Source organism: Winogradskyella maritima (assembly GCF_042650215.1).
GTDB lineage: Bacteria > Bacteroidota > Bacteroidia > Flavobacteriales > Flavobacteriaceae > Winogradskyella > Winogradskyella maritima.
Window position 1 is genome coordinate 295,682 of sequence record NZ_JBHSAT010000023.1, and the last position, 25,214, is coordinate 320,895.

Annotated in this window: 21 protein-coding genes; 6 read left to right on the forward strand and 15 right to left on the reverse strand. The window is 38.9% G+C overall.

All coding sequences use genetic code 11. The features are described 5' to 3' along the window. Positions 1-40 precede the first annotated feature (40 nt). Complete coding sequence (rlmB, locus tag ACFOSX_RS14560; protein ID WP_386102852.1) at positions 41-778, forward strand: 23S rRNA (guanosine(2251)-2'-O)-methyltransferase RlmB; 738 nt, start codon at positions 41-43, stop codon at positions 776-778. On the opposite strand, the gene ACFOSX_RS14565 is transcribed toward rlmB, so the two are convergent. Continuing rightward, the gene (locus tag ACFOSX_RS14565; RefSeq protein ID WP_386102855.1) at positions 775-1,536 is read right to left on the reverse strand and encodes a rhomboid family intramembrane serine protease; all 762 of its coding nucleotides are present in this window, start codon (positions 1,534-1,536) and stop codon (positions 775-777) included. The genes rlmB and ACFOSX_RS14565 overlap by 4 nt on opposite strands. Positions 1,537-1,644: 108 nt before the next feature. Here ACFOSX_RS14565 and ACFOSX_RS14570 point away from each other — a divergent pair, with 108 nt between their 5' ends. Next, complete coding sequence (locus ACFOSX_RS14570) at positions 1,645-2,922, forward strand: replication-associated recombination protein A (protein WP_386102858.1); 1,278 nt, start codon at positions 1,645-1,647, stop codon at positions 2,920-2,922. Here the strand turns inward: ACFOSX_RS14570 and ACFOSX_RS14575 are convergent. The 4 genes from ACFOSX_RS14575 to radC all read right to left on the reverse strand — a co-directional run bounded on the left by ACFOSX_RS14575 (position 2,919) and on the right by radC (position 6,650). After that, positions 2,919-3,842, reverse strand: a complete 924-nt coding sequence (locus ACFOSX_RS14575; protein WP_386102861.1) for a hypothetical protein — start codon at positions 3,840-3,842, stop codon at positions 2,919-2,921. The genes ACFOSX_RS14570 and ACFOSX_RS14575 overlap by 4 nt on opposite strands. Positions 3,843-3,861: 19 nt before the next feature. Continuing rightward, the gene (locus tag ACFOSX_RS14580; RefSeq protein WP_386102864.1) at positions 3,862-4,548 is read right to left on the reverse strand and encodes a YjjG family noncanonical pyrimidine nucleotidase; all 687 of its coding nucleotides are present in this window, start codon (positions 4,546-4,548) and stop codon (positions 3,862-3,864) included. Beyond that, the gene (locus tag ACFOSX_RS14585) at positions 4,541-5,839 is read right to left on the reverse strand and encodes a polysaccharide deacetylase family protein (RefSeq protein WP_386102867.1); all 1,299 of its coding nucleotides are present in this window, start codon (positions 5,837-5,839) and stop codon (positions 4,541-4,543) included. The genes ACFOSX_RS14580 and ACFOSX_RS14585 overlap by 8 nt, the downstream gene beginning before the upstream one ends. 112 nt (positions 5,840-5,951) lie before the next feature. Then, a complete protein-coding gene (gene radC / locus ACFOSX_RS14590; RefSeq protein ID WP_386102870.1) occupies positions 5,952-6,650 on the reverse strand; it encodes a RadC family protein in 699 nt (232 codons plus the stop codon). 59 nt (positions 6,651-6,709) lie between these two features. Here radC and ACFOSX_RS14595 point away from each other — a divergent pair, with 59 nt between their 5' ends. Further along, entirely contained in the window at positions 6,710-7,156 is a 447-nt protein-coding gene (locus ACFOSX_RS14595) for a DUF1569 domain-containing protein (protein ID WP_386102873.1), read from the forward strand. After that, complete coding sequence (locus ACFOSX_RS14600; protein WP_386102876.1) at positions 7,153-7,797, forward strand: FMN-binding negative transcriptional regulator; 645 nt, start codon at positions 7,153-7,155, stop codon at positions 7,795-7,797. The genes ACFOSX_RS14595 and ACFOSX_RS14600 overlap by 4 nt, the downstream gene beginning before the upstream one ends. Position 7,798: 1 nt before the next feature. Here the strand turns inward: ACFOSX_RS14600 and ACFOSX_RS14605 are convergent, their stop codons facing one another. The 6 genes from ACFOSX_RS14605 to ACFOSX_RS14630 all read right to left on the reverse strand — a co-directional run bounded on the left by ACFOSX_RS14605 (position 7,799) and on the right by ACFOSX_RS14630 (position 15,566). Continuing rightward, on the reverse strand, positions 7,799-8,470 hold the full coding sequence (locus tag ACFOSX_RS14605; RefSeq protein ID WP_386102879.1) for a hypothetical protein: 672 nt from the start codon (positions 8,468-8,470) through the stop codon (positions 7,799-7,801). Positions 8,471-8,582: 112 nt separating this feature from the next. Continuing rightward, positions 8,583-9,938, reverse strand: a complete 1,356-nt coding sequence (locus ACFOSX_RS14610; RefSeq protein ID WP_386102882.1) for a UDP-N-acetylmuramate--L-alanine ligase — start codon at positions 9,936-9,938, stop codon at positions 8,583-8,585. 100 nt (positions 9,939-10,038) lie between these two features. Continuing rightward, positions 10,039-11,436 (reverse strand): TolC family protein, encoded by a 1,398-nt coding sequence (locus ACFOSX_RS14615; protein WP_386102885.1) that lies wholly within the window; start codon positions 11,434-11,436, stop codon positions 10,039-10,041. Beyond that, positions 11,433-12,788, reverse strand: coding sequence for an HlyD family secretion protein (locus ACFOSX_RS14620; RefSeq protein ID WP_386102888.1), 1,356 nt, complete (start codon positions 12,786-12,788; stop codon positions 11,433-11,435). The genes ACFOSX_RS14615 and ACFOSX_RS14620 overlap by 4 nt, the downstream gene beginning before the upstream one ends. Positions 12,789-12,794: 6 nt before the next feature. Continuing rightward, positions 12,795-14,459 (reverse strand): peptidase domain-containing ABC transporter, encoded by a 1,665-nt coding sequence (locus ACFOSX_RS14625; protein ID WP_386102891.1) that lies wholly within the window; start codon positions 14,457-14,459, stop codon positions 12,795-12,797. Positions 14,460-14,606: 147 nt separating this feature from the next. Beyond that, positions 14,607-15,566: a tetratricopeptide repeat protein gene (locus ACFOSX_RS14630; RefSeq protein WP_386102894.1), complete on the reverse strand. Its 960-nt coding sequence runs from the start codon at positions 15,564-15,566 to the stop codon at positions 14,607-14,609. Between the two features lie 184 nt (positions 15,567-15,750). On the opposite strand from ACFOSX_RS14630, the gene ACFOSX_RS14635 reads away from it, so the two are divergent. Both ACFOSX_RS14635 and ACFOSX_RS14640 read left to right on the forward strand, forming a co-directional pair. Further along, on the forward strand, positions 15,751-21,825 hold the full coding sequence (locus ACFOSX_RS14635) for an alpha-2-macroglobulin family protein (protein ID WP_386102897.1): 6,075 nt from the start codon (positions 15,751-15,753) through the stop codon (positions 21,823-21,825). Positions 21,826-21,916: 91 nt separating this feature from the next. Then, positions 21,917-22,291, forward strand: a complete 375-nt coding sequence (locus ACFOSX_RS14640) for a DoxX family membrane protein (protein WP_386102900.1) — start codon at positions 21,917-21,919, stop codon at positions 22,289-22,291. A 100-nt stretch (positions 22,292-22,391) separates the two neighbouring features. Here ACFOSX_RS14640 and ACFOSX_RS14645 read toward each other — a convergent pair whose 3' ends face one another. The 4 genes from ACFOSX_RS14645 to ACFOSX_RS14660 form a co-directional block, all read right to left on the reverse strand. Further along, positions 22,392-22,943: a DinB family protein gene (locus ACFOSX_RS14645; protein ID WP_386102902.1), complete on the reverse strand. Its 552-nt coding sequence runs from the start codon at positions 22,941-22,943 to the stop codon at positions 22,392-22,394. An 82-nt stretch (positions 22,944-23,025) separates the two neighbouring features. Beyond that, positions 23,026-23,739 carry an SDR family oxidoreductase gene (locus ACFOSX_RS14650; RefSeq protein WP_386102905.1) on the reverse strand — a complete coding sequence of 238 codons (714 nt, stop codon included), beginning with the start codon at positions 23,737-23,739 and terminating at the stop codon, positions 23,026-23,028. Positions 23,740-23,917: 178 nt separating this feature from the next. Beyond that, the gene (locus ACFOSX_RS14655; protein ID WP_386102908.1) at positions 23,918-24,442 is read right to left on the reverse strand and encodes a DUF4136 domain-containing protein; all 525 of its coding nucleotides are present in this window, start codon (positions 24,440-24,442) and stop codon (positions 23,918-23,920) included. Between the two features lie 44 nt (positions 24,443-24,486). Next, a complete protein-coding gene (locus tag ACFOSX_RS14660; protein WP_386102911.1) occupies positions 24,487-25,194 on the reverse strand; it encodes an ion transporter in 708 nt (235 codons plus the stop codon). Positions 25,195-25,214 lie beyond the last annotated feature (20 nt).

Here is a 25,214-nt window from a genome sequence, read left to right on the forward strand (position 1 = left end):
CATCCCAAATTCTGGGATGGTTTTTTTATACCTTTACCCCATGATAAAAGACACGTCCATTTACGGTATCCGAGCCATTATAGAAGCTATAAAAGCCGAAAAATCTATTGATAAAGTGTTTCTCCAAAAAGGGCTTCGAGGTGATTTGTTTGGCGAGCTGGAAGCGCTCACTCGTTCCGAAAATATCAATACAAGCTATGTGCCCATTGAAAAACTACAACGTCTCTCCAAAGGGGGTAATCACCAAGGCGCTGTGGCTCAGATTGCTCCTATTACTTTTGTAGAGATAGAAGATTTAATGCTTCAAGCTTCCGAATCGGATAAGGCGCCTTTGTTTCTTTTATTGGATCAGTTGAGTGATGTCCGTAATTTTGGCGCTATCGTAAGAACTGCAGAGTGCACTGGCGTAACTGGCATTATTATTCAGAAAAAAGGAGGTGCACCAATTAATGCAGACGCCATAAAAACAAGCGCTGGTGCTATTTTTAAAATCCCAATCTGCAAAGTTGACCATATTAAGGATGCCATATATCATATGCAAGCTTCCAACATAAAAGTCATTGCCGCAACAGAAAAAGCAACTTCAACAGTTTATGACGTTTCATTTAAAGAACCCTGTGCCATTATTATGGGGTCTGAAGGACGAGGTATCAATCCTTCTGTAATAAAGGCAGCAGACGAACTTGCCAAACTCCCCATATTAGGTTCCATAGAATCTTTAAACGTTTCGGTAGCTTGTGGCGCTTTTTTATATGAAGCAGTGAGACAACGCCTTTAATCGTCTTTTGATTTGTAGATATAGTTAATATTGGTGTTGCGCTTTTGACCTTCTAATTTAGAAGCGGATTCATCTTCAAGTTCAATCTCGGGTTCTAAATTTTCAATAAAATTACCGTCTTCATCAAAATGCTTCATGAAAGGATCATCCTTTTCATTGTAGCTCGGTTTTTCCCATAAGTAACGTTCAGGTTTGGCTATATTATTTCGAAATATAACCGCAAAAATCAAACCGGTCAGCAAACCGCTTAAATGGCCTTCCCAAGACATGCCATCTTTAATTGGGAAGACATACCAAATCATACTACCATAAAGAAATATAACCAATAAGGATACGGCAATAAGCCTAAAATGCTTCGCCATGACCCCTTTAAAAAAGATAAAACTCACAAGAGCATAAACCACACCACTAGCTCCAATATGATTGCCTTTATCAGCAATAAGCCAAGTCAATAAGCCCGTAATCAAAACAGAGAACAGCAGCACTTTCCACGCTATTCTTCGATAAAAGTAAAATAAGGCTAAACTAAGTACAAAGAGCGGGATACTATTGTGATAAATATGATTAATGTCTCCATGAAGAAATGGACTGGTAATGATACCCAAAAGCCCTTCAACTTTTTGAGGATGAATACCATAATTCTTTATACCAGAATCCACCCTAACCTGAAACCAAAATACCAGCCAAATACTGAACAAGATCAGCAATGGGTAGATAATGACGCTTGGCGAATATTTAAAATGTTTATCTGAAGACATACGGCGTATTGTTCAAATTTAATTCCAATCCTCCTTTTAATGCAAAATTGTCAGAAGATCGAAAGTATTAAAGTACAATTATGATTTGGCTTTTCGTAATTTTGAACTATGAATACGCCATTGGCAGAACGCCTTAGACCGAAAACCCTAGACGCATACCTTAGCCAAACCCACTTGGTGGGTAAGGATGGCAGTCTGTACCAGCAAATAAAAAAAGGTGTCATACCATCTATGATTTTCTGGGGACCGCCCGGAATTGGAAAGACGACTTTGGCTCATATTATTGCTAATGAATCTGACCGTCCTTTTTTTAAGCTAAGTGCTATTAACTCTGGTGTAAAAGATATTAGAGAAGTCATAGATAAGGCAAAAAAAAGTGGAGGCCTCTTTACGGCTAAAAATCCGTTATTGTTTATTGACGAGATTCATCGCTTTAGCAAGTCACAGCAAGACTCGTTGTTAGAAGCTGTTGAAAAAGGTTGGGTCACGCTCATCGGCGCAACTACGGAAAATCCAAGTTTTGAGGTTATACCTGCCCTCCTATCCCGTTGTCAAGTCTATGTTTTGGATTCGTTTTCTAAAGCTGATTTAGAACAACTTTTAGAGCGCGCCATGACAGAAGATGATATTCTCAAAACCAAGAATATCATCTTAAAAGAGACTTCAGCTTTGTTGCGGTTATCTGGTGGAGATGCACGCAAATTGCTCAATATTTTTGAATTGATTGTCGCCTCATTTGAAGGTGACGATATTATAATCACCGACGAAGAAGTCACAAAACGAGTACAACAAAATACGGTACGCTATGATAAAACTGGTGAGCAGCATTATGATATCATTTCAGCCTTTATTAAATCCATAAGAGGAAGTGATCCAAATGCCGCTGTCTATTATTTAGCACGTATGATTGAGGGCGGTGAGGATGTAAAATTCATTGCAAGGCGTATGTTGATTTTGGCGAGTGAAGATATTGGTAATGCCAACCCAACGGCTTTGGTTATGGCCAATAGTACATTTCAGGCAGTATCAGTAATCGGAAATCCAGAATCACGGATTATCCTCAGTCAGTGTGCCACCTATTTAGCAAGTTCTCCAAAAAGCAATGCGGCATACGAAGCCATAGGAAAAGCACAACAATTGGTAAAACAAACCGGTGATTTATCTGTGCCATTAGGCTTACGTAATGCTCCGACAAAATTGATGAAAGAGTTGGGTTACGGTGACGAATATAAATATTCACACAGCTACGATAACAACTTTGCCGCGCAAGAGTTTTTACCCGAAGAAATTTCCAACACAAGATTATACGAACCAGGAAACAATCAACGCGAATTAAGCCAGCGTCAATACCTCAAAACCCTTTGGAAAGACAAATACGGCTACTAGAATTTAATGTTTAAATTCTTCTTGATTTTTGAAGTTCCCGTATTTTCGGAATAAACCCAATTACCGTCTTCCTTAAATACAATAGCATCTTTTCCTTTGACACTGTAAACATCAGGCGCAGCGGTTTTTAAAAGAATCATGACTTTCTTTGGTTCTGAATCTACCAACTGATAACCACCTTCTATTTCTTGGGCATAGAGTAAATCCGAAGTCTTGGATACTTCTGATTTTACATCTTGTTTTTCTTCTACAATCATTTCGGCCTCACGTCTAAGATCGTCCATCTTTTTCTTGGCTTGATCTTGTTCTTTATTAGCTTTTAATTCGGCCTGCTTTTTAGCTTCAGCTTCTTCTTTGGCTACTTTTTCTTTTTCAAGCTTCAGTTCTTCTACTTCCTTTTGAAGTCTTTTTAACTCTGCCTCTTTGGCTTCGGCATTGGTAGCTTCTGAAGCTGTGGTCGAATTTACTACAACGTCCTCAGCAACTCTCGGCTCATATCTATATTCTAAATATTTTAAAGTTTCAAAGGCTTTTTTTAAGGCAATAGCATAGGCTTTATCAAATTGTTTTTCCTTGGTACTCCCTAAATCAGATTCAACAATGAGATTACCAAAACAATCTTTGATTTCAATTTGTAAGTTCGTCTTTAAAAAACCTCCTTTCACCTTTTTAACATTTCCGTACATAGCCTTGCAGCGATCTTTAAAGAGATCTTCTGGAAGTTGCTCTTCATCAAAAAATACAGTAAATCCTTCTTCTTTGAATAGATAGCGTGTTAACGAATTGAGACGATATTGATCCTTACCTTTTAAAAAATCATATTGAAGGGGCAATATCAAATATTGGTAATCATTGATGCTTTTTTGAGAAAACCCTTTAACACTTAAAAGGCATATGGCAATAAGAATGATTTTTTTCATTTTGAATTTTTCCTTTAGTTTACAAATACTGCGCCAAAGCACTTAGTTTATTAATCTTATCATAGCTGGCATTATCATACTTTTTGGTATAATCAAACAGAATTGTCTTCATTCCAACATTGGCGGCGCCTTGTATGTCAGCTTCAAGATTATCACCAATCATTATACTTTCGTGCGTTTTGGCATTGGCCAAATCTAATGCAAAATTAAATATTTTTGGATTGGGCTTTTTTACGCCGACCATTTCAGAATTTGTAACAGTTTTAAAATAATGTCGAATGTTGGATGTCGTCATTTTTTTCTCTTGAATCTCTTCGAATCCGTTGGTTATGATATGAAGTGTGTATTTATCTTGAAGGTATTTAAGAATGTCTTCCGTACCGTCAAACAAATGATTGTAATCCCCTAGATGCTTTATATAATCTTCCGATAAATTATGAATAAGATTATCGCTGACTTCAAAATGCAAGGCATCAAAGGCATCCTTTAATCTTCCATAGCGCAAGTTCGGTTTGTCGATTCTCTCTTCACGGTACAATTTCCAATATTTGAAATTTATGGGTTCATACACCTCTAAAAATTCAGGAAGCCCAATGCCCACATTATGCTTTTTAAAAATAAAATCGAACGTCAATCCTGAGTTTTTTTCAAAATCCCAAAGGGTATGGTCCAAATCAAAAAATACGTGTCTTATGGTATCAGTCATTTGCCGATTCTAAAATTAGGTTGAATAGTTTTCGAAAGCCTTTCCAACGTATATGATTTCCGAAGGAATAATTATGAAACACTGGTGTAAATGTACCATTAACCGCCTTTATTTTTTCGATAAACCGTTCTAAATGCTCCGTACGGTCTAACTGTGAATTGTGTTTTAGCAAGGCATAATCCATCATGTGATAAGGATGTACGCGTAAGGGTGTCTGCACTTCATAATCTAAATCATAAAACTGAAATGGTGTGCACGTCCCCGCCCTAAACCCAAGTTCGTTAACATAACCCATGGTGTAGTCTTCCATAATTTCCAATTCCAAAAGGTTTCTGTAGGTCTTTGGAAGATTTAATTTTGAAAATGAGTTTCTAACGGCAATCAAATCGAGATTGGTCACCGCTTCCATTTTCTGTTTTTCGGATTTTAAAATCTTCATATTGTCCAAAGCAAAAAAGGAAGCCTTTAACCCAACCGTACAATAGTCACCGACGGATTTTATCAGCGACACAAATTTCTTCTTGGTAATACTTATGTTTTTATCGTAAGTAGAATAAGCGCCTATTAGAAAAAAAACCTTAAACTTAAACGGGCTTTTCTTCTGGCGATTAATAATCCATTTAAAGGTATCGTAAGGGTCTCGTTTAAAACCGAAGAGCACTGATAAGCGTTGATATAAATCCCTGAATCTAAATCGGACGAGGTCGCTAAATGAGCCTCCAACGGTTCTTAAGAAGCCTTTTTGCTTAAAATGAAATGCTGTAGGCACATCGATTATAGGCTCTATTTTATAGGTTCTTACTGGAAATTGAAACTCGGGGAAACGCTCTTGTAATACAGTCTTGAATTTATAGGCCCAAATGTCCACCACAGGCTGATCCAAAAATCCATTTTTCTTGGCCAAACTTTCTGAAGCCATAAAACGTCCGTAATCATCTCTAACTTGTGGCAGATATTCCTCGTATCTTGAAATAAGATAGAATGTTGCCGCAAAAATATCGTAAGGCAATTGACTCCGTTCACCAGTAGGAAAAAAACCTTTGGTGTCCTCCCAATCTTGAACATTAATATCGACGTCTGACAACCCTTGCTCAAATAACAACTCGTTAGTTTTTACAAAAATCTCATTACTCAGCGGTTGCTTGGTGTAAGACATCTTTAAACTGTTGTGCGCAATAAAATCCTCAACTTTAGAGGTGAACCCAACGTCAATCCCCAAAATACGTTTGCAGATGTGCTTAAACGTATAGGTTAATCTTGGCGTTATTTTATGGGTATATACAAGTAACATGAAAGGGGAAATTCCAAAAAACTAAATTAAGAAATTCAATCACCAAACTTAGATATCTTGGGTTTTATTCTAAACTGTGTTTGGGCTGGGTTATTTGGAATTTAAGTACAATCTACAAAAGCCCTTCATCCGCAAAGCTGAAATAACTTTTCTCTGTTACGATAAGGTGATCCAAAACATTGATATCTAATTGAAGTGCAGCATTTTTTAATTTTTGTGTGATATCCTTATCGGCCTTGCTTGGTTTTAAGGTTCCTGAAGGATGGTTGTGCGCCAAGATTAAAGCAACGGCGCCTTCTTCAATGGCCGTTTTTAAGACCAATCTTACATCGACTAAAGTCCCTGTTATGCCACCTTTACTAAGTTGTGTTTTCTTGAGTACTTTATTTGAATTATTAAGATAAAGTATCCAAAATTCTTCGTGTGGCAGTTCACCTAAAATGGGTTGCATGATGTCAAAAACAGAACGACTTGAAGATATCTTAGCTTGTACTTCGCTCTCCTCTAAACGACGTCTACGACCTAACTCTAACGCCGCAGAAATGGTTATGGCCTTTGCCTCGCCAATCCCTTTATAAGCCATAAGTTGTTTAAGGGACAATTTCCCCAAAGCATTCAGTTTATGATCTACATCAGCCAAAATACGTTGTGAGAGTCCAACTGCACTTTCCTCTCTATTCCCCGAACCAATGATGATAGCAATTAATTCCGCATCGCTCAAAACGGCTTTGCCTTTGTCTCGTAATTTCTCGCGAGGCTGATCGTCTTGCGACCAATGTTTTATGGAAAATGAATTCGGTTTTTCTGCCATAAGCTAAAGATAAAAAATTGTAAATTTCAGCAACGGTAAAATTGTATAATTCCATTAGTATGATTAAATCTTATTTCGACGAGGGCGCGCATGAAGAAATTACAACGCGTATTCAAAAACTAAATGCAGATATGAAACCTGGCTGGGGACAGATGAATGCGGGACAAATGGTTCATCATTGTCAAATACCACTAAACGTCATACTCCAGACCAAAGATTACGGTCTAAAACCCAATTGGCTAGCAAAAACCTTTTTTAAGAAAGCCATGTACAGTGATAAATTATGGCGAAAAAACTTGCCAACAATGCCTAATTTTAGAGTTACTGAAGACAAAGATTTTAATACGGAAAAGCAAGAGTTATTGCGACTTCTCAATGAACTCTACAGTCAACGCCAACGAGAGGAATGGCAAGATCATCCTACTTTTGGAAAACTGACCAAAGACCAATGGGGACGAATGCAATACAAACATCTAGACCACCACTTGAGACAGTTTGGGGTTTGATAGGATTCCCACATAAAAAATCAGAAGTCAAATATTGTAAATCGCAAATCACGTTGTATCCACCGCCAAAACACCAAGAGGACAATAAAGATCATCTCATAGAAGTCATAAAAACCTATCCATTAGCGACCATTATTTCTGTAAAAGATAATGAACCTTTAATTACTCATTTACCATTGATTTGGGGTGACGGTAAACTCATAGGCCACATTGATATTTACAATCCGCAAGCCAAACTCCTTAAAGGAGGAAACGACATTACGGTATTGTTTTATGGCCCGCAATGTTACATTTCTCCGAGTGTCTACACCACAATACAGCTACCAACATGGAACTACATTCGAGTACATCTCAAAGGAAAGGTCACCGCGATTGAAAGCAAAGACGCTTTAAAGCAATCCCTGATTACGATGACCGAATTCCTAGAAGCTCCAGAACATAAATACATTTTAGAACCAGACAATCCTCGTATGGATCGAAATCTCGATTATATTGAAATGTTTGAAATAGAGATTACCGATTTGGAAGGCAAATTTAAACTCTCGCAAGACAAAAATCCTAAGGATATTAGAGCGGCGCGGGAGGAATTATTACGGGCTAATCAGGAAAGTATAAAGGCGTTTTTGGATAGGGTGTTTTAAGTTAATCAGCTAATCTGTAAGATGCCAAGGTTTTGATACCGATTGGGTTTTCAATCGAAATAAAAGAGATGGTTTCATAGATTAAACCTACACCATAAGAGTAATAAAAGTGGTCCGTTGCGTTTGAGCGTTGTCCGTCATTAAAAATGGCATAACGTTGCATGTAAGAACTTTCAAATTCTCCAGCCCCAACCATTACAGTTTCTTGGTTTGAAATAAGCTCATCATAAATAAGCCCGAAGCTTTCTTCAAAAATCACCCTCGGCGTAAAATTATTGTTTGTAAATTTCACACTGCCATCTGGCCTAATTAAATATCCCGTAGAATCTCGCAGTAATTCAAACTCTTCACCGTTTGAATTGGCGAAGGGATGATCATTAGCATTTCCTGTGGTCTTTGTTCGAAATCGAAAGAACACTTCTCCGTCTACAAGCTCTTTATTCACGATACTAACCGAATCCACTACGTTTGTTTCGACGTATTCTTGAGTATTAATGTTATACCTCAAATTAGTATACACCCAACTGTTTCCTACAGCCAAAGCATAAAAATTGATTTCAGGGTTTTCTTCAGGACTTACATCATCGGACGATGAACATGACATATGAATAAACCCAATAAAGATTATTAAGCATATACTTAGAACACTAAAATGTTTGGTTGGATATTGCATATAAAGTTGGTTAGGTTAAATTGATTCTGAATCTAGAACGAAAATTGAATTGAATTATTTCAAAATTAGAGTCTTACCTATATTTTAATTGCAATATTCAGTTTTTTCAAAATTACTGAATCAATCCCTCAACCTCCCCAAAATCCAAACCGCCATAATTCCCAGAACTCATTAAGAGTAGAGACTTATCCTTCAAGTTTTCGGAAAAAAGAAAATCCTTAAAATCGTCTGGATTGGTATAGATGATTAAATCGTCTCGCTCAAAAGCTTCTGCGATTTGTTGATGCGTGATGGTTTCCAATTTTTTAATTTCAACCGCATGTGGTGAATAAAATACTACGGCTTTGTCAGCAGCATCCAATGCGCCTTTGTATTGTTTCAAAAATTCAGCGTTAAGGCTAGAATACGTGTGCAACTCTAAACAGGCGACCAAATCTCTATCAGGAAATTGCTGTTTTAAAGCTTCAGTTGTTGCTTTTACCTTGCTCGGCGAATGTGCAAAATCCTTATAGGCGACAGCTGTTTTGGTCTCCGCAATTTTTTCCAAACGCTTGCTTGCGCCTTTAAATGTAGCAATAGCTTCATAAAAATCCTCTTCGTCAATACCCATGTGCTGGCAAATCCATTTAGCTCCAGCCAAATTATTTAAATTGTGTGTACCAAAAACCTCGATCGGCATTGGGCCATCTGGAGTTTCCAAGAAGGTTTCACCATCTTCAACCGAATAATCTGGTGTCGTATACGGAATCTTTCTAATTTGATTTTCCGAAGCTTCCACCACCCGTTTGACCTCAGCATCTTCTTCGTTATAGTTGATGCTACCGCCACGTACTATAGAGTCCACAAAAATGCTAAACTGCTCTACATAATTCTCATACGTTGGGAAGACGTTAATATGATCCCAAGCAATACCACTGAGTAGAGCTATATTCGGTTTGTATAAATGAAATTTTGGACGACGGTCAATAGGAGAACTCAAATATTCATCGCCTTCCAATACTATAAAATCATTGTCTTCCGTAAGTTTTACCATCACATCAAAACCTTCAAGCTGGGCACCGACCATATAGTCCACGTCCCTTTCATGATAATGCATCACATGCAAAATCATAGAAGTAATTGTTGTTTTTCCGTGGCTTCCGCCAATAACGACACGGGTTTTATCTTTGGCTTGTTCGTACAGAAATTCAGGGTAACTGTAGATTTTCAAGTCTAATTCTTGGGCTTTGAGCAATTCTGGATTATCGGCCTTAGCATGCATTCCCAAAACGATGGCGTCTAAGTCTGACGAGATTTTCTCTGGAAACCAGCCAAATACTTCAGGTAGTAAACCTTTGGCTTCCAATCTTGATTTTGACGGATCAAAAATAGTATCGTCACTACCCGTGACCTTGTAACCTTTATTGTGTAATGCAATAGCGAGATTGTGCATGGCCGCACCGCCTATTGCTATAAAATGTACGTTCATGTAACAAATATCATTCTACCAGTGGGAAATTCCAAGCGCCAATCCCTAAATTCCAAAAATCAACTCTTTATAATGTGTCCGCTGGATAATGAGGCTTATTTTATTCAGGATTAATCGCCAAGGTCTTAAACAACTTTGCTTTGGTCTTAAAGAATTTATTCTGAAGTTCGATAGCTTTTAATTGACCATCAATAAATTTAGATTCACGCGAGTTGACCAAAAACAAAGAACTTTCGCCGAGTTGGAATTTCCGTTCTTCCGCCGTTAGCATCAACGTGTAATCATCGACCATTTGACCGTTAATCCGATTCTGTATTTCGTAGGATTCCAACTCCTGAACAATAGCGTCTATTTGATTAGATAGATTAACCCGGGTTGCATCAATTTCGAACTCCGTATCCTGAACTTTTATTTTTGCTAAGCGTAAATCACCTCGCTCCTTTCTTAGGAATAAAGGTACGCGTATGTTAACACCTGCTTTATATTCTGCAGTATTAAAACTCCTAGCGATATCTGGCGTCGTCGACAAAAAGTTATATTGCAAGTCTACCCGAGGCAACAGGTTGTTGGTTTTCAAACGTTCTTCAACTTCAAGGTTTTGAAGTTTATAGTCCAAACTCTGAAGTTTAGGGTGTTCTTCGAGATTTAGAAAATCACGTTGCAAAGTTTCAAAATTAAAGGCGTTATCGATACTTGCACCGCTTTCCACTTGTGGAATAACATCGTCTTGTAATTCTAAAGGGATATTATTTTCTAACCATAGATAGTTGGATAATTCCAATCGTGACTTTAAAAACTTAATCCGGGTTTGCTCTACGCCCAACAACCGACTATTGACTGCAATGCGGGCTTCAATAGAATCTATGGCGGCGTTCTCGCCTACTTCAACGTTACGCTTTACCCCTTCGAAACGTTGTTGGGCATTTTGTAATACTGTTTGAAACACCAGATTTTCTCGGTAGGCTTGCAACCAATTAAAGTAGACCAAAGAGGCTTCGTACAAAATGGTATTGACCAAAATATCGCGATCTGCTTTGGCTTGTTCCCTGTATAATTTGGCCTGTTTTAAAGCCGCCATTCGGTCGTTAATCAATAAATCTCGTGCGGCGGAAACACTAACTCCAGCAGAGTACAAACCGTCAATTGGAACATTGGCTTCTGGATTTAAAAACTCACCTGTATTTTCTTCAAAATTAGCCTTGAGTTCTATCCCGTACCACGTTGGGACTTTAAAGGTAGCGTTTAATCTATCGAAATATTCTGTGCCTTTAAATTTTTTCCTGTCGAAATCTACATCGATTTTTGGGTCGAAGGCGCCTCGTGACTTTAAAAGTTTTGCTTGGCTTTCATCAATAACTAAATTGGCCTGCTTTACAATAGGGTGATAAGCTTTAACGTAAGCTATGTACTCTTCAAACTGAAGCACATTGGTCAATGGTTCCGTTTGGGCATAGAGTGTTCCAACAAAGACTAAAAACAAGAATTTCAACTGTTTCATTTCTTAGAATTTGCTGCTTTTTCATCCAAAACTGGCTGATAATAATTTGGTGGAAAACCATTCAATTTTCGCCATAACTCAAACCAAATAGGGACGTCATCTAACAATGCCATTGTAAATGCACCAGAGCCGGCACGAATGTCTTTCGGCCAAGGATGGTCTTCGGAATTTGGTGCTAGCAACACGCGGAATTTTCCATTATCGCTGATAAAATTCTCAATGGCAACCACTTTGGCACCGTAAGTTCCATAACTCACATTGGGCCAACCCGAAAATATAATAGCCGGCCAACCATCAAACTGAACACGGACTTCTTCACCAATGTGCAACAAAGGCAAATCAATAGGCTCAACAAATGTTTCTACGGCCAAATCAACCTTTGCCGGCATAATGCCTACCAAGGATTCGCCTTCTTTAAACGTCTGCCCAATCCCGGATTTTATGGCTTTGTTGATATAGCCGTCATACGGAGCACGGACATACATTAACTCGTTTCGACGCTCATAGTTGGAATATTCGTTATCTAACTTGGAGACTTGGGCTTCCGTATCAAACTGACTCGATTGCGCAGTAAATCGATCGCTCTGGGCCTTCGAAATTTTATCGGAATACTCCGCATTGATTCGGGACAACTCTATTTGCGCATTGATAACGTCATTTTTACTTGCTAATAACTTGTTTTCTTGAGCAATCAATTTCGCCTCGGTTTCTTGAAGTTTTAAGCGCTTGTCTTCAACATCTCTAGTGGCTTTAAAGCCTTCACTTTCTAAAGTCACCGTTCGGTCATATTGGCGCTGTGCAATAGTCTTGTTTGTTTTTGCTGCTTCTAAATCAATGCTGTCGCTCTGCACCTTCAACTTTGATTGCATCAACTTATTTTCAGCCTGACTCAGCTTTAGACGACGTTCTTGACTTAACGCACCAACTTGCCGGTCTAAGGCTTTAACCTTAGAAGCATAGGATCTTACGGATTGCGCTTTGGCATCACGTTGTTGTTCTGTTCGTCCAAGAAGATTAGGGTCAAAATACTCACTTTTTATTTCAGAAATATGGAGAATAGTATCACCTTTATTTACATAGTCACCTTCACGAACAAACCACTGCTCTATTCTGCCGGGAATCTGAGATTGGATGGTCTGTGGACGCTGGTCTGGCGTCAACGTTGTAACCAAACCACGACCCGTGATATTTTGTGTCCAAGGCAAGAACAGTATGATAATCCCAACGATAGCAAAAGCTCCCAAAAAGCGATTAAAATACTTGTAATAGTCTTTGTTGAATACCAAACGACCCGATTTGGAATCCGTGATATCTACCGACTTATGAAGTTGATTATTTGAAATATTCAGCATCGTTTTTTATTGAATAAGTTTACCATTATCTAAAGTTACAACACGAGTGCAATGTTGTTCCCAAGATTTGTTAGTACCTACAACCACCAATACCCAAGGGCGCTCTGGCGCCGACAAAAAGTCAATAACCTTCTGAGCTTCGTCTTGCTCAAAATGCTCTAAAGGATCTTCCAGAATCAAGATTTTTGGTTCATTGAGAATCGCTCTGGCTAATATTAATTTCTTGGCAACAGTAAATGAGGTACGCTTTCCTTCAGGATATAAAACTGTTTCTAACCCTCTAGGGCTTTCTTTTACAAAATCCCGTAAGCCGATTTTATCGATAACCCAATTTAATCGAGTCTCGTCAACATGTTTACTCCCAAAAGTGATATTCTCTCTTATTGTACCTTCAAATGGGGTTTCTCCGGCTAACGAAAGGCCTAAGTGTCCTCGATAATGATTGAGGTTAATGGCATTGAGATTAGTCTCATTTACAAAAACATAGCCTTTTGAAGGCTCTATTACACCTGCAATAAGGCGCAACAGAGTCGACTTTCCGGAACCACTAATTCCTTTAATCAATAAGCGACAAGTTGATGTGATACTTAAATTAATGTCAGAAAGTATTGGTGTCTCCCTATCTGGTACCTCATAAGTGACTTCTTTAAATTCTAAATTAAAACCTTCTGTAAATTTAGGTTTTGCACCGCCTTGATCTTCTAATGGTTTATCCACGACCTGACCCATTTTTTCGAGCGAGGTCAATACATCATAAAACGCTTCGAGTCCAAGAATTAATTTTTCTACAGAATTGATGACTAAAAGAATGATGATTTCCGCCGCAACAAATTGCCCAATGTTCATTTCCTGATTTAAAACCAACAAGCCACCAATAATTAAAAGTCCGGCAGTAACAATCACCTTAAAGCCTATCATTTGAATAAACTGAAGCATCAAAATCTTAAAATGTGATTCTCTGGCTTTTAAATAATCTTCTACCAGAACATCATTCTTGTCGATGGCTAAGCGGGTTCGACCAGATAATTTAAAACTTACCACAGCTCGCGCAACTTCCTGAATCCAGTGCGCGACACGATACTTGTGCTTCGATTCCTGTAAACTGGTTTCCATACCACGTTTAGCCGTATAACGAAAAACCACGTAAATGAGCAAAAGCAATAGTATGCCAAAAGCGATGAAAAATGGATGATAGAATGATAATAATATTAAAGCAAAAATAATCTGAAGCACTGCGGCAGGGACATCAATTAAAATTTTTGCCAACCCTTTTTGAATATTTAACGTATCGAAGAAACGATTCGCCAACTCAGGCGGGTAATAGTGACGCAATTCTTGCATCTTTATTTTGGGAAAACGATAGGTAAACTCAAAAGACGCTCTGGTAAAAATGCGTTGTTGTATGCTCTCAATAATCCGAAGTTGCATCAATTGAAGAATACCAACAAACACAACACCTAAGGTTACCAGACTTACCAATACTATCCAAGAGGTACTAACCTGTGCACCTTGAATTAAGTTGATAATGGCCTGAATTCCCAATGGCAAGGTCAAAGCCACTAAACCAGAGAAAATAGCATAGTAAATGACTTGGATCACGTCTTTTCGTTCTAATTTTAAAAGACCGACGAGGCGTTGCCAAGGCGTCATTATTGGTTGGTTATTGTTCATTCTGCAATAGTTTTACTAATACGATGATTAGATTTAAAATTATTAATTGCAAATATAATAGTATTACTATTAATTAATAATATTTAATAGATTTTTAACAGCTAATATAGCTGTAATAGAGCTTGGCAATAACAAAAATAGTGAATTCTAAAGTGCTAAAATTTCAGACTTAGTTGATTTAGCCTGTTTAAAATCGTGTTTTAGCTCCAAAGCTTTATCGATATACTGAAGTGCTTTGTCTTTATTCTTTTTATGCTGATAGATTTGTGCCAATCGATAGTAGGCCCATTCTTTTGGAACACCATCAGCCGCAGAATGATTTTTTAGATAGACCAAAAGACATTTCTCACCACGGTCTAACTGCACGCCATAATCGGCAGACACTTTCCCAATTTGGTAATGCAAGGCATTCCGTTGGTGCTTTTGCTCAGCTTCGACCAAGGTGGAGATAGCATCATCTGGCTTCTTTTCCGACTCATAAAGATTGATTAACTTTTCATAACAATTGATGGAACCACCAACCTGTATGGCTTTTTTGTAATAAGCTTCGGCTTTTTCTGGTTCATCGTCGTATTCGTAAATATAACCTTTGGCCAAATAGCCATCGACTTTAGACAAAGCTTCAAGTTCATTGGCATATTTCAAGGATTTTGATTTGCTACCACCAACAATGCCTGGTAAGGACATGTACAATTCAACCAACGCCCAACGCGCATCAATATGTTTGGGGTCGAGCTCGGCCGCTTTCAAAAATTCCCGTTTTACATCGCCTATAATTCCGACTGCCTTAAATTTACTAATGCTTAAGGCCTTCATACCCAAAGCACCACCGTATTTATAATGATAGTTGGCGCTACTTGGTTTAAGGGTTGCCAATTTTTTATATTGTTCAATGGCTTCATCCCACTTTTTTTGGTGACCATAAGCATCTCCCAATAACTCAATGGCTTTTATATCCTCTGAATCCTCGTCAACATAAGGCAACAACAAATTAACAGCCGACTTAAACTGCTTTTTTTCAATCAGTTGTTCCGCTTTTTCATAAGGAATTTGTGCCAATGTAAAGATGGGCAAGAGTAAAAAGATAAAGAGGACTTTGAATTTCATAGCGTTCAAAAATAAGATTTCTATTCCGAAGTTTTAGAACATGCAAAATAAATGCCAATTTATATGTCGTCCATTTCATGTCACTCATAAAATGGCTAACTTAACGCATCCAAACCCTTACTTTACCCAACGGCGCTATTTTTGGAATAGCTTTTGAAGGACTTTTGAAGTAAATCTCATTTCAATGAAAAACGTTATTACTTTAGTTATGTTGCTCTGCTTTTCTGCTTTTACCAATGCCCAATCCGACGATTATAAATCGCTTTGGGAAAAAGTAACAAAGCTCGAAAACGAAGGCTTAACCAAATCGGCATCCAAGGTCGTTGACCAAATATACCTACGAGCAAAATCCGAAAACAGTTCTACGCAACTCATAAAAATCTTGGTGTACCAGAGTAAGTATCTCCTCATTCTTGAAGAAGATGCCCAACTTAAAGTTGTCAACCGTTTCAAGTCTGAAATTGAAAACACCGACGACTTACCGCGCAAACACCTTTTGGAAAACATGCTCGCTACCTTGTATTGGCAGTATTTTCAACAGAATCGTTATCGGTTTTATGACCGAAGTAAAAGCGTAGAAAAAGCGAGTGAGGATTTTAGGACATGGGATTTAGAAACACTTTTCTCCGAAATCCATAACTATTACCAACGCTCATTGGAAAATGGGTTGATTATTCAACAGGAAAAAATCAGCGACTATGATTACCTTTTAATTAAGGTTGAAAATTCTAAGACCTATCGCCCGACTTTATACGATTTGTTGGCACAGAACGCACTTCAGTTTTATAAGACCGATGAAAACAGCATTAGTAAACCCGCCTATAAATTCACTTTGGATAATCCTGAGTTTATTTCCGATAGCGAAACGTTCATCGACTTGCAGTTAAAGGCAAAAGATACGCTGTCCCAACAATTCAATGCGCTAAAAATCTACCAGAATCTTTTAAAACTTCACAGAAAAAACAAAGCGTCTGAAGCCTTTGTCAATGTAAATATTGAACGCCTGAATTTCGTCAATCAGAATGCTAGCTTCACAAACAAAACAGAATTACATCTTAAAGCGCTAAACGTTGATGGCAATGCTATTTCGTCGGAAGCCACTTCGGGCTTATATCAATTTGAAAAAGCCAAAATCCATCAAAGCATCGGTAACAGCTATTCTGGCGACCACACATCTGAAGCTGACAAAGTATCAAAACGCTGGGAGCTTAAAAAGGCTGTTGACATTGCAAATGGCATCATTTCAGAATTCCCAAATAGTGATGCTTCGTCTAAAGCTGAAATCCTGAAACAACAGATTCAGCAACCTTGGTTATCAGTTTGGGCAGAATCGCACCTACCGACCAATGCACCTTCAAAAGTATTGGTGAAATACAAGAATATTCAATCACTAGATTTCCAGGTTTACAAAGTTTCAAAATCAGAATTAGATGCCTTCAACCGAATTTACAGACCTGAAGAGAAATCTGCCTATTTCAAAAAATTAAAAGCTCAAGTGAGTTGGAGCGAAACTTTAAAGGATGAAGGCGATTTCCAAGTGCATGCTTCGGAATTTTTAGTCCCTAAGTTTCAAAATGGTTTGTACATTATAAAAATTACTACGTCCGAAAGTGATACCGTTTTTGCAATGACGCATTTTCAAGTGACCGATTTAGCCTTGGTTGAACAGCAAATCAACGACGCTGTGCATTACCAAGTTATAGACCGAAATAATGGACAACCAGTAACAAACGCTTCCGTAGAATTTTGGTATTTAACAAACCGTGACAACAGGTTGAAAAAAGAATTCACAACTGATAGTAAGGGCTTTTTTCAAATTAAAAAGAACAAGACCAACTATCGTAATATTAAAATAACCGTTCGCTCCAATGGCGAAACGGGCTATTTTGGCGACTATTATATCAGCAGAAATTACGACCGAAACAGGCCGAACAAAACACGTTACAACAAATACATTTTTACGGACCGAAGCATTTATCGTCCCGGCCAAACACTCTATTTTAAAGGTATTGTAACGCGGGTAGAAGACGAACAAACCAGCGTTGCCGAGAATGAAACCATAACGATTACACTGACAAACGTCAATGGCGAAACGCTGAGCACACTTCAGAAAAAAACCAATGACTTTGGGTCGTTACATGGCGAATTTGTACTGCCAACTGGCGGGTTAACGGGTAATTACCATTTGAGAATTCATTCCGATAGAACAGGAAGCGAATACCATTATTTTTCGGTGGAAGAATACAAGCGTCCAAAGTTTCAAACCACGTTTGATGATATTACAGATACCTTCCGCGTCAACGAAACCATTAGCATCAAAGGTAAAGCCGAAGCCTATGCCGGAAGCAACATTACGGACGCCAAGGTCGTCTACCGCGTGAGCCGAAAAGTACAGTATCCACGTTGGTACTACTGGAGGTTCCCGTACTATAATTCCGAACCTCAAGAAATCACTAACGGTGAAACTACTACGGATGCTTCGGGCGCATTTACCATTGATTTTAAGGCCATCCCAGACGAGAGTATCGACAAGGCCAATCTCCCGATTTTCAATTACGAAATCACGGCCGATGTGACCGACCTCAACGGTGAAACCCGAAGTGCCACAACCATAATCCGTGTGGGTTACCATGCCATGACGGCGACTATTGAATCACCAAGTACTGTAAAACAAGAAGATAAAACCTTCGACTTGTCCATAGACGCTAAAAATCTCAACGGCCAAAGCATTGAGGCTTCAGGGACGCTAGACATTTATAAACTTGAAGCGCCCGAAAACGTTCTAAGAAAACGTCCTTGGGAAGCACCAGATTACAAATGGTGGACGGAGGCCGAATTCAAAACCTTATTTCCGCATGAAGCTTATGACAATGAGCATCTGCTCACGAATTGGGAGCGTGGCAAAAAGGTTTACAGCACCAACTATGACACTTCAGAAAGCAAGTCCGTCACGGTAGATAAAATCAAGAATTGGGAACTCGGACAATATATCATAGTTCTAAAAAGTAATGACCGATTTGGACAAGAGGTTAAAGATGAAACTTATCTCAATCTATCGTCCGAAGATGCTAAAGAAGTCGCCGACAATCAATTGTTTACGTATTCGTTAGACCAAACTAATTATAATATTGGAGATACCGCTACTTTGAGTTTTGGTTCTGCCGTAGCGGAATTGTTTGTGACCATTGCTATAGAAAAAGAAGGCAAACTTATCAGCAGAAAAATCTACCAAATAAACGATAACATCAAGACCATAAAAATCCCAGTCAATAAGGACGACCTCGGCGGGTTTAGCATCCATTATAGTTTTGCGTCGTTTAATGGCTATCAGCGCGGAAGCATTTCAGTTTCAGTGCCATACCCATCCACCGATTTAGAGATTGAAACCACAACGTTTAGAGATAAACTTAAACCCGGACAAGAAGAAACCTGGAGTTTTAAAGTCAAAGGTCCAAAAGGCGATAAAGTGGCCACAGAACTATTGGCCAGCATGTACGATGCGTCCTTGGATGCTTTTAAACCACATCAATGGAATTTCAATCCTATCCAGAGAACTAATTACTATGCACAACTCGGCACGAATAGCTCTCGTAGTTTTGGAACAACGACCTTAAGAAATTTCTATCAGTTTGAAAGGCCGGCCTCCTACCCATTTCAAAATTTTGACCAATTGAATTGGTTTGGGCTTTATTTTGGGCAGAATTATCGTTTTAAAAATGAAAAAGTTTACTTAAGAGGCGCTGTTAGTGCTGTCGCTGTTGAAGAATCAGAATCACTTGATGAAGTTGTCGTAGTTCAGGATGATGTAGAAGTACTTAACAAGGTATCTAACTTAGATGGCGCAGGTTTAACTGAGCCTAAAACTGAGGAATCTAGCAACAAAGAAGAAGTACCAATCCAAATCCGAAAAAACCTTGAAGAAACCGCCTTTTTCTTTCCAGATTTAACCACAGATGCCGAGGGTAATGTTAACTTTAGCTTTACTACACCAGAAGCCTTAACCGAATGGAAATTGCAACTCCTGGCGCACACCAAAACTTTGGAAAGTCAAACCGCACAATTCACTACTGTGACGCAAAAAGAATTGATGGTTATTCCCAATGCACCACGCTTTTTGCGTGAGGGTGATAATATTTCAGTAAGTACAAAAATCGCCAACCTCACAGACAAAAATCTTTCAGGCGAAGCGGTATTGACGTTGAAAGATGCGGTGACGGGCGATATGGTACACTCAGAATTCGGGCATAGAGAAAACACCAAAGTATTTTCGGTTGATGCCGAGGGCAATACGAAAGTGTCTTGGGATTTGAGTATTCCTGAAAGTATTCAAGCTGTAGAATATACCATCACGGCAAAGAGCAATGCCTTTAGTGATGGGGAGCAAAGTGCGCTTCCTATTTTAAGCAATCGCAAATTGGTGACGGAGACCCTACCGATGTGGGTGCGTTCTAGTCAGACCAAGACCTTTACACTAGATAAGTTGAAGAACCTTCAAACGAACGGCAATTCAACCCTAAAGCATCACAAGCTGACTTTGGAGATGACTTCCAATCCGGCGTGGTATGCGCTTCAGGCCTTGCCGTACTTAATGGAATACCCCTACGATTGCAATGAGCAGATTTTTTCAAAATATTATTCCAACGCCATCGCACAACATGTGGTGAATTCCAACCCTAAAATCGCTAAGGTTTTTGACCAATGGAAAGCCAATGGCAACCTTCAAAGTAATTTGGAGAAAAATCAGGAATTAAAAGAACTCTTAATTCAAGAAACACCATGGTTACGCGATGCACAATCCGAAGCGGAGCAGAAAAAACGTATCGCTTTGCTCTTCGATTTAAACACAATGAAAAACGAATTGGCCGGTGCTAAACGCAAGTTGAGAAACAATCAAATGGATTCTGGGGCTTGGGCGTGGTTTAATGGCGGACGTGCCAATCGTTACATTACACAGCATATTGTATCGGGCTTTGGTCATTTAAAGCAGTTGGAAGTCGCCGACAACAACGATGAGCGTGAGATGATTGAAAAGGCCATTCGTTATTTAGATGCGGAATTCATTCAACAGTACGAAGACATCCGCAAATACGATAGTACGGTCGATTTAACCAAAGACCATTTGGCCTACACGCAATTGCATTATATGTATGCCCGAAGTTTTTATTCGAATATCAGTACATCGAAAAAACTTGAAGAAGTTATGGATTATTACCTCGGGCAGATGGAAACCTATTGGTTAAAACGTTCGTTGTATGCCAAAGGGTTGATGGCATTGACCTTATCCAGAAATGGTAAAACAACGACGGCTGGAAAAATTCTAAAGTCGCTGAAAGAGAATAGCATCAATTCCGAAGAGCTTGGCATGTACTGGAAGAGCAATACCAATTCGTGGTATTGGTATCAAGCTCCGATTGAAACCCAAGCTTTGATGATTGAAGCATTTTCTGAAGTCGGAAGCACCATTCAATCCATTGAAGCTACTTTAACAGATATTGACAATCTGAAAATCTGGCTACTCAAAAACAAACAAACTAACCGTTGGAAGAGCACCAAAGCAACTACCGAAGCTATTTACGCCTTATTACTTCGCGGTAGCGATTGGCTCGATGTTTCAGAAATGGTTGATGTAGAAGTTGGCGCTATAAAAGTGTCGCCCGAAACACTAGAGGAAGTGAAAGTCGAAGCCGGAACAGGATATTACAAAACCAGCTGGAATGGTTCAGAAATTAAACCAGAAATGGGCGAAGTCACTATTTCCAAGAAAAGTGATGGCATCGCTTGGGGCGGATTGTACTGGCAGTATTTTGAAGATTTAGATAAAATTACGTCGGCGGAGACCCCTTTAAAATTATCGAAAACCTTGTATTTAAAAACCAATGGCGACCGAGGTGAGGAATTGTCAAAAGTAGAAGATAACACTAAACTTAAGGTCGGTGATTTAGTGCGTGTCCGAATAGAATTACGCTCCGACCGAAACATGGAATTTGTGCATTTAAAAGATATGCGAGCCTCTGGCTTAGAGCCTATCAATGTATTATCGCAATACAAATGGCAAGATGGCTTGGGCTATTATGAAAGTACCAAAGACGCCTCCACCAATTTCTTTATGGATTACTTACCGAAAGGTATTTACGTGTTTGAGTACGATTTACGTGTCACCAATAAAGGAAAAATGAGCAATGGTATCAGCATCATACAATCTATGTATGCGCCTGAGTTTAGCAGTCATTCGGAAGGGCTTAAGATTACGGTTAAATAATCAAATCTGTTAGTTAGGTGAACCTATCTCGACAAACCCCAAAATTGTGTTGACTTATCAACGCAAACTATCTAACTAAAATATATTGATTATGAACCCAAAAGTATTTTTGGTCTTAAGAATTTTACTAGGCCTTTTTGTGTTGGTTTTCGGAGCCAACAAATTCCTGAATTTTTTACCACCGTTTGAAGGCCTATCCACAGATGCACAAACCTATTTTGGTGCTTTAACCCAATCTAAAACCTTAATGCTCGTCGGTCTTGTGGAAGTCGTGGCTGGTTTAGCCTTAATCTTTAACAAGTTCGGGGCGCTACTCGCTATCATTTTAATGAGTGTTTCGATAAATGCGGTTTTATTTCACGCTACATTAGACCCAGGGAATATTGTACCTGCATTAGTGTTATTAACACTTAATGTTCTTGTGCTTTTTGGATACAGGGATGCGTATAAGGGTTTGTTAGCTTAGTCAAACGACATAGTTGACAATCTGAACTTGTTTCAGATTCTAATTTGAATAAAACTAGAATTACAAAAATTCTGAAACGAGTTCAGAATGTCAGCCAAATTTATATCCGCTTAGAAATCATTGCCAACTGCCCCATGTGGTTAGCTTGGTGTTCCATAACATGAAACCACGCCCAATGGTTGGTCATGGAACCATTAGATTCTGCAAACCAGGCGTCATCTTTCTCCATAAGCATCTTTTTGGTGTCCTTCCGTACCTTATCAAAAATTTCTAAGTAGTACTTTATAGGCTTTCCTGTGAATTTCTTTCGAGCATCTTCGCCTAGACTTAAAGCTGTACCCCACTCGGCTTGCTCTTCGGCATTAAACTGTCGGCCTTCAAAGGTGTAAACCTGATAGTACTTTTCCGTCGCGGCCAAATGGTAAATCATGGCACCAGGTGTATTAGCATTTTCATCCAATAAAAAATCCGTGCCTTCTTGATCCATACGTGAGACTATGCGTTCCACTCGACCTTTTAAATCATCGAGCATAGACACCATCTGTCCAATGTCTCGGGAATAACCTTTTGGTGCTTTAATGTCGTACTGCGCAAAGCTTATTGATGGTAAAATCAGTAGAGCAATTAATAAGCCTAAATGTAGTTTTTTCATTATTGATTGATTTTAAGTTGAATCACAAATTACATCAAGAATAAATCAAATGCCTATAGCTTAACGGAAGATTAACGCTTTACTACTTACTTGGCGGTGTGGTTGGTCGCACTTCAATCTTACTTGGTAATGTTCTCGGATTCATTTGGAGCAGGTCCACCACCATTTGCCCAATATCTTCAATCTGGATTTTCCACGCATCAGATTCGTCGGGTTCATTGCCATTGAAATGCGTGGATACAGACCCTGGCATAATCGTGGTAACTTTGATGCCGTGCTTTCGTAAATCTAGCATCACAGCCTGCGTAAAACCAGTAACGCCAAACTTACTCGCATTATAGGCCGAACCGCCCGCAAAGAAATTAGTCCCTGCCAAACTCGAAATAGTAAGGTAGTAGCCTTTCGTTTTTTTCAATTCGTCCACACTAGCCTTGATGGAATTAAAAACACCAGTCAAATTGGTATCAATAACAGCGTTCCAGTTGTCTTCGGTCATGTCTTCGATACTTGCAAAATGCCCCAAACCGGCATTGGCAATAACAATATCCAACTTCCCGAATTTTTCAATCGTCGCTTCTACGGCGTTTCGTTGACTATCTAATTGTCGAACGTCAGCTTCTAACCCTAAAATATCATCTTCGTGTGCTAATTTTTTACAAGTCACTTCGGCACTCGCTTTTTGCCTGCTGGTGATGGCCACTTTTGCGCCTTGTTTTAATAAGGCTTCCGCAATTCCGTAGCCGATGCCTTTTGTGCCTCCCGTAATAAGGGCGACTTTATTTCTTAGTTGTTCCATGTTTTAGTTTGAATTATTGAACGTGTGTTTAATAAAATGAGTTGATTTACATTTGAATTATAATAGTAAACGTGTGTCAGGTTGAACGCAGTCGAAACCTTCCAAATTGGTTTTTCAAAAAGACCTTTCGACTGCGCTCAAGGTGACATAAACTTTAATTATGTGAAGAACCTGTGCGCTATTTCGTTTTCGGCGGATACTTGCTCATCATTTTTTCCACCACTTTACTGAAATAAGCCTCACGTTGGTCTGGCGTTGCCCTGTTATTAAATTGACTCTCGCTGACCACTTGCCAAAACATACCATTTTTAGAATCGTCGACAAATTCAATAGATAGTTCTCGCGTCGCTGATTGCCGTCCAACGGGTATACCCACAGAAATACCACCGCCAACATTGCGCCCACCGCCACCAAGACCGACGCCAACCGTACTTCGGTTTGGCCCAGTAAATTCTTGTGATTTTAAATCAATCCGAAAATCCGGAGTGTCGGATTTTTGAAGTCCCATAGTTCGAAGTTGCGCGTCCAAGGTTCGTATTAAACGTTTTTCGTCCAATTCACTTAAACCCGAAGACATATCCGTAAAATAATTGTAGGTCTTATAGTTTGAAAAATCTGTAGATTTCTCATAGTCGTAATCCACAGCGACCCCACAGGATGCCAGAAAAACAGTCGAAAATATGATTATTACATACCGCTTCATCTTTTTTATTTAAAGATAAGCATAATCGGAAAGACAGATGTGCTCTATTCCTTCTTCTCTTCAACCACTTTGGTTAAGGACGAGGAAATGATTCCGGTGGGAATAGCAACAATACCCAAACCAATTAAAAGAATAAAGAAGGTAAACATTTTACCACCCATGGTTATCGGGTAGACATCGCCGTAACCGACGGTCGTTAATGTGATAATCGCCCACCACAAACTATCGAATATGGACGAAAAATGTTCGGGTTGGGCTTCATTTTCAAAATAATAAATACCAACAGCTGAAAAGTAAATAAGTATAAGGGTGACACCCATGAACAAGACGATTTGCTCCTTGGCCAATATCATGGCTTTAGTGAATTGAAGCATCGCACGATTATAACGTACCAATTTCAATAATCTGAATAAACGGAACAAGCGTAACATCCTTAAGGACCTTAAGTCAATTCCGAAGGAAAGGTAAAATGGAAGAATAGCCAGTAAATCGATTATCCCGAAGAAGCTAAATATAAATTTCAGCTTTTTGGGTGCGACGTAAATGCGCATTAGATATTCCAGAGTAAAGACTAAAACGCAAAACAGTTCTATGGCATTAAGAATTTGTCTTTGGGTGTCAGACAAATCCGGAAGTGTTTCCAACGAAAAGGAAATAACCGAAACAATGATGAGAAACTGTATGAAAAACCCAAAATACCTACCTTGCCAACTTTTATTGTTATCAATGAGATTTCGAATGTTCTCTTTCATTCAGTAATTTTTAACAACGC

Coding starts and splice junctions, on each gene's coding strand:
- rlmB (WP_386102852.1), top strand. CDS start 41: ATGATAAAAGACACGTCCATTTACGGTATCCGAGCCATTATAGAAGCT.
- ACFOSX_RS14565 (WP_386102855.1), bottom strand. CDS start 1,536: ATGTCTTCAGATAAACATTTTAAATATTCGCCAAGCGTCATTATCTAC.
- ACFOSX_RS14570 (WP_386102858.1), top strand. CDS start 1,645: ATGAATACGCCATTGGCAGAACGCCTTAGACCGAAAACCCTAGACGCA.
- ACFOSX_RS14575 (WP_386102861.1), bottom strand. CDS start 3,842: ATGAAAAAAATCATTCTTATTGCCATATGCCTTTTAAGTGTTAAAGGG.
- ACFOSX_RS14580 (WP_386102864.1), bottom strand. CDS start 4,548: ATGACTGATACCATAAGACACGTATTTTTTGATTTGGACCATACCCTT.
- ACFOSX_RS14585 (WP_386102867.1), bottom strand. CDS start 5,839: ATGTTACTTGTATATACCCATAAAATAACGCCAAGATTAACCTATACG.
- radC (WP_386102870.1), bottom strand. CDS start 6,650: ATGGCAGAAAAACCGAATTCATTTTCCATAAAACATTGGTCGCAAGAC.
- ACFOSX_RS14595 (WP_386102873.1), top strand. CDS start 6,710: ATGATTAAATCTTATTTCGACGAGGGCGCGCATGAAGAAATTACAACG.
- ACFOSX_RS14605 (WP_386102879.1), bottom strand. CDS start 8,470: ATGCAATATCCAACCAAACATTTTAGTGTTCTAAGTATATGCTTAATA.
- ACFOSX_RS14610 (WP_386102882.1), bottom strand. CDS start 9,938: ATGAACGTACATTTTATAGCAATAGGCGGTGCGGCCATGCACAATCTC.
- ACFOSX_RS14615 (WP_386102885.1), bottom strand. CDS start 11,436: ATGAAACAGTTGAAATTCTTGTTTTTAGTCTTTGTTGGAACACTCTAT.
- ACFOSX_RS14620 (WP_386102888.1), bottom strand. CDS start 12,788: ATGCTGAATATTTCAAATAATCAACTTCATAAGTCGGTAGATATCACG.
- ACFOSX_RS14625 (WP_386102891.1), bottom strand. CDS start 14,459: ATGAACAATAACCAACCAATAATGACGCCTTGGCAACGCCTCGTCGGT.
- ACFOSX_RS14630 (WP_386102894.1), bottom strand. CDS start 15,566: ATGAAATTCAAAGTCCTCTTTATCTTTTTACTCTTGCCCATCTTTACA.
- ACFOSX_RS14635 (WP_386102897.1), top strand. CDS start 15,751: ATGAAAAACGTTATTACTTTAGTTATGTTGCTCTGCTTTTCTGCTTTT.
- ACFOSX_RS14640 (WP_386102900.1), top strand. CDS start 21,917: ATGAACCCAAAAGTATTTTTGGTCTTAAGAATTTTACTAGGCCTTTTT.
- ACFOSX_RS14645 (WP_386102902.1), bottom strand. CDS start 22,943: ATGAAAAAACTACATTTAGGCTTATTAATTGCTCTACTGATTTTACCA.
- ACFOSX_RS14650 (WP_386102905.1), bottom strand. CDS start 23,739: ATGGAACAACTAAGAAATAAAGTCGCCCTTATTACGGGAGGCACAAAA.
- ACFOSX_RS14655 (WP_386102908.1), bottom strand. CDS start 24,442: ATGAAGCGGTATGTAATAATCATATTTTCGACTGTTTTTCTGGCATCC.
- ACFOSX_RS14660 (WP_386102911.1), bottom strand. CDS start 25,194: ATGAAAGAGAACATTCGAAATCTCATTGATAACAATAAAAGTTGGCAA.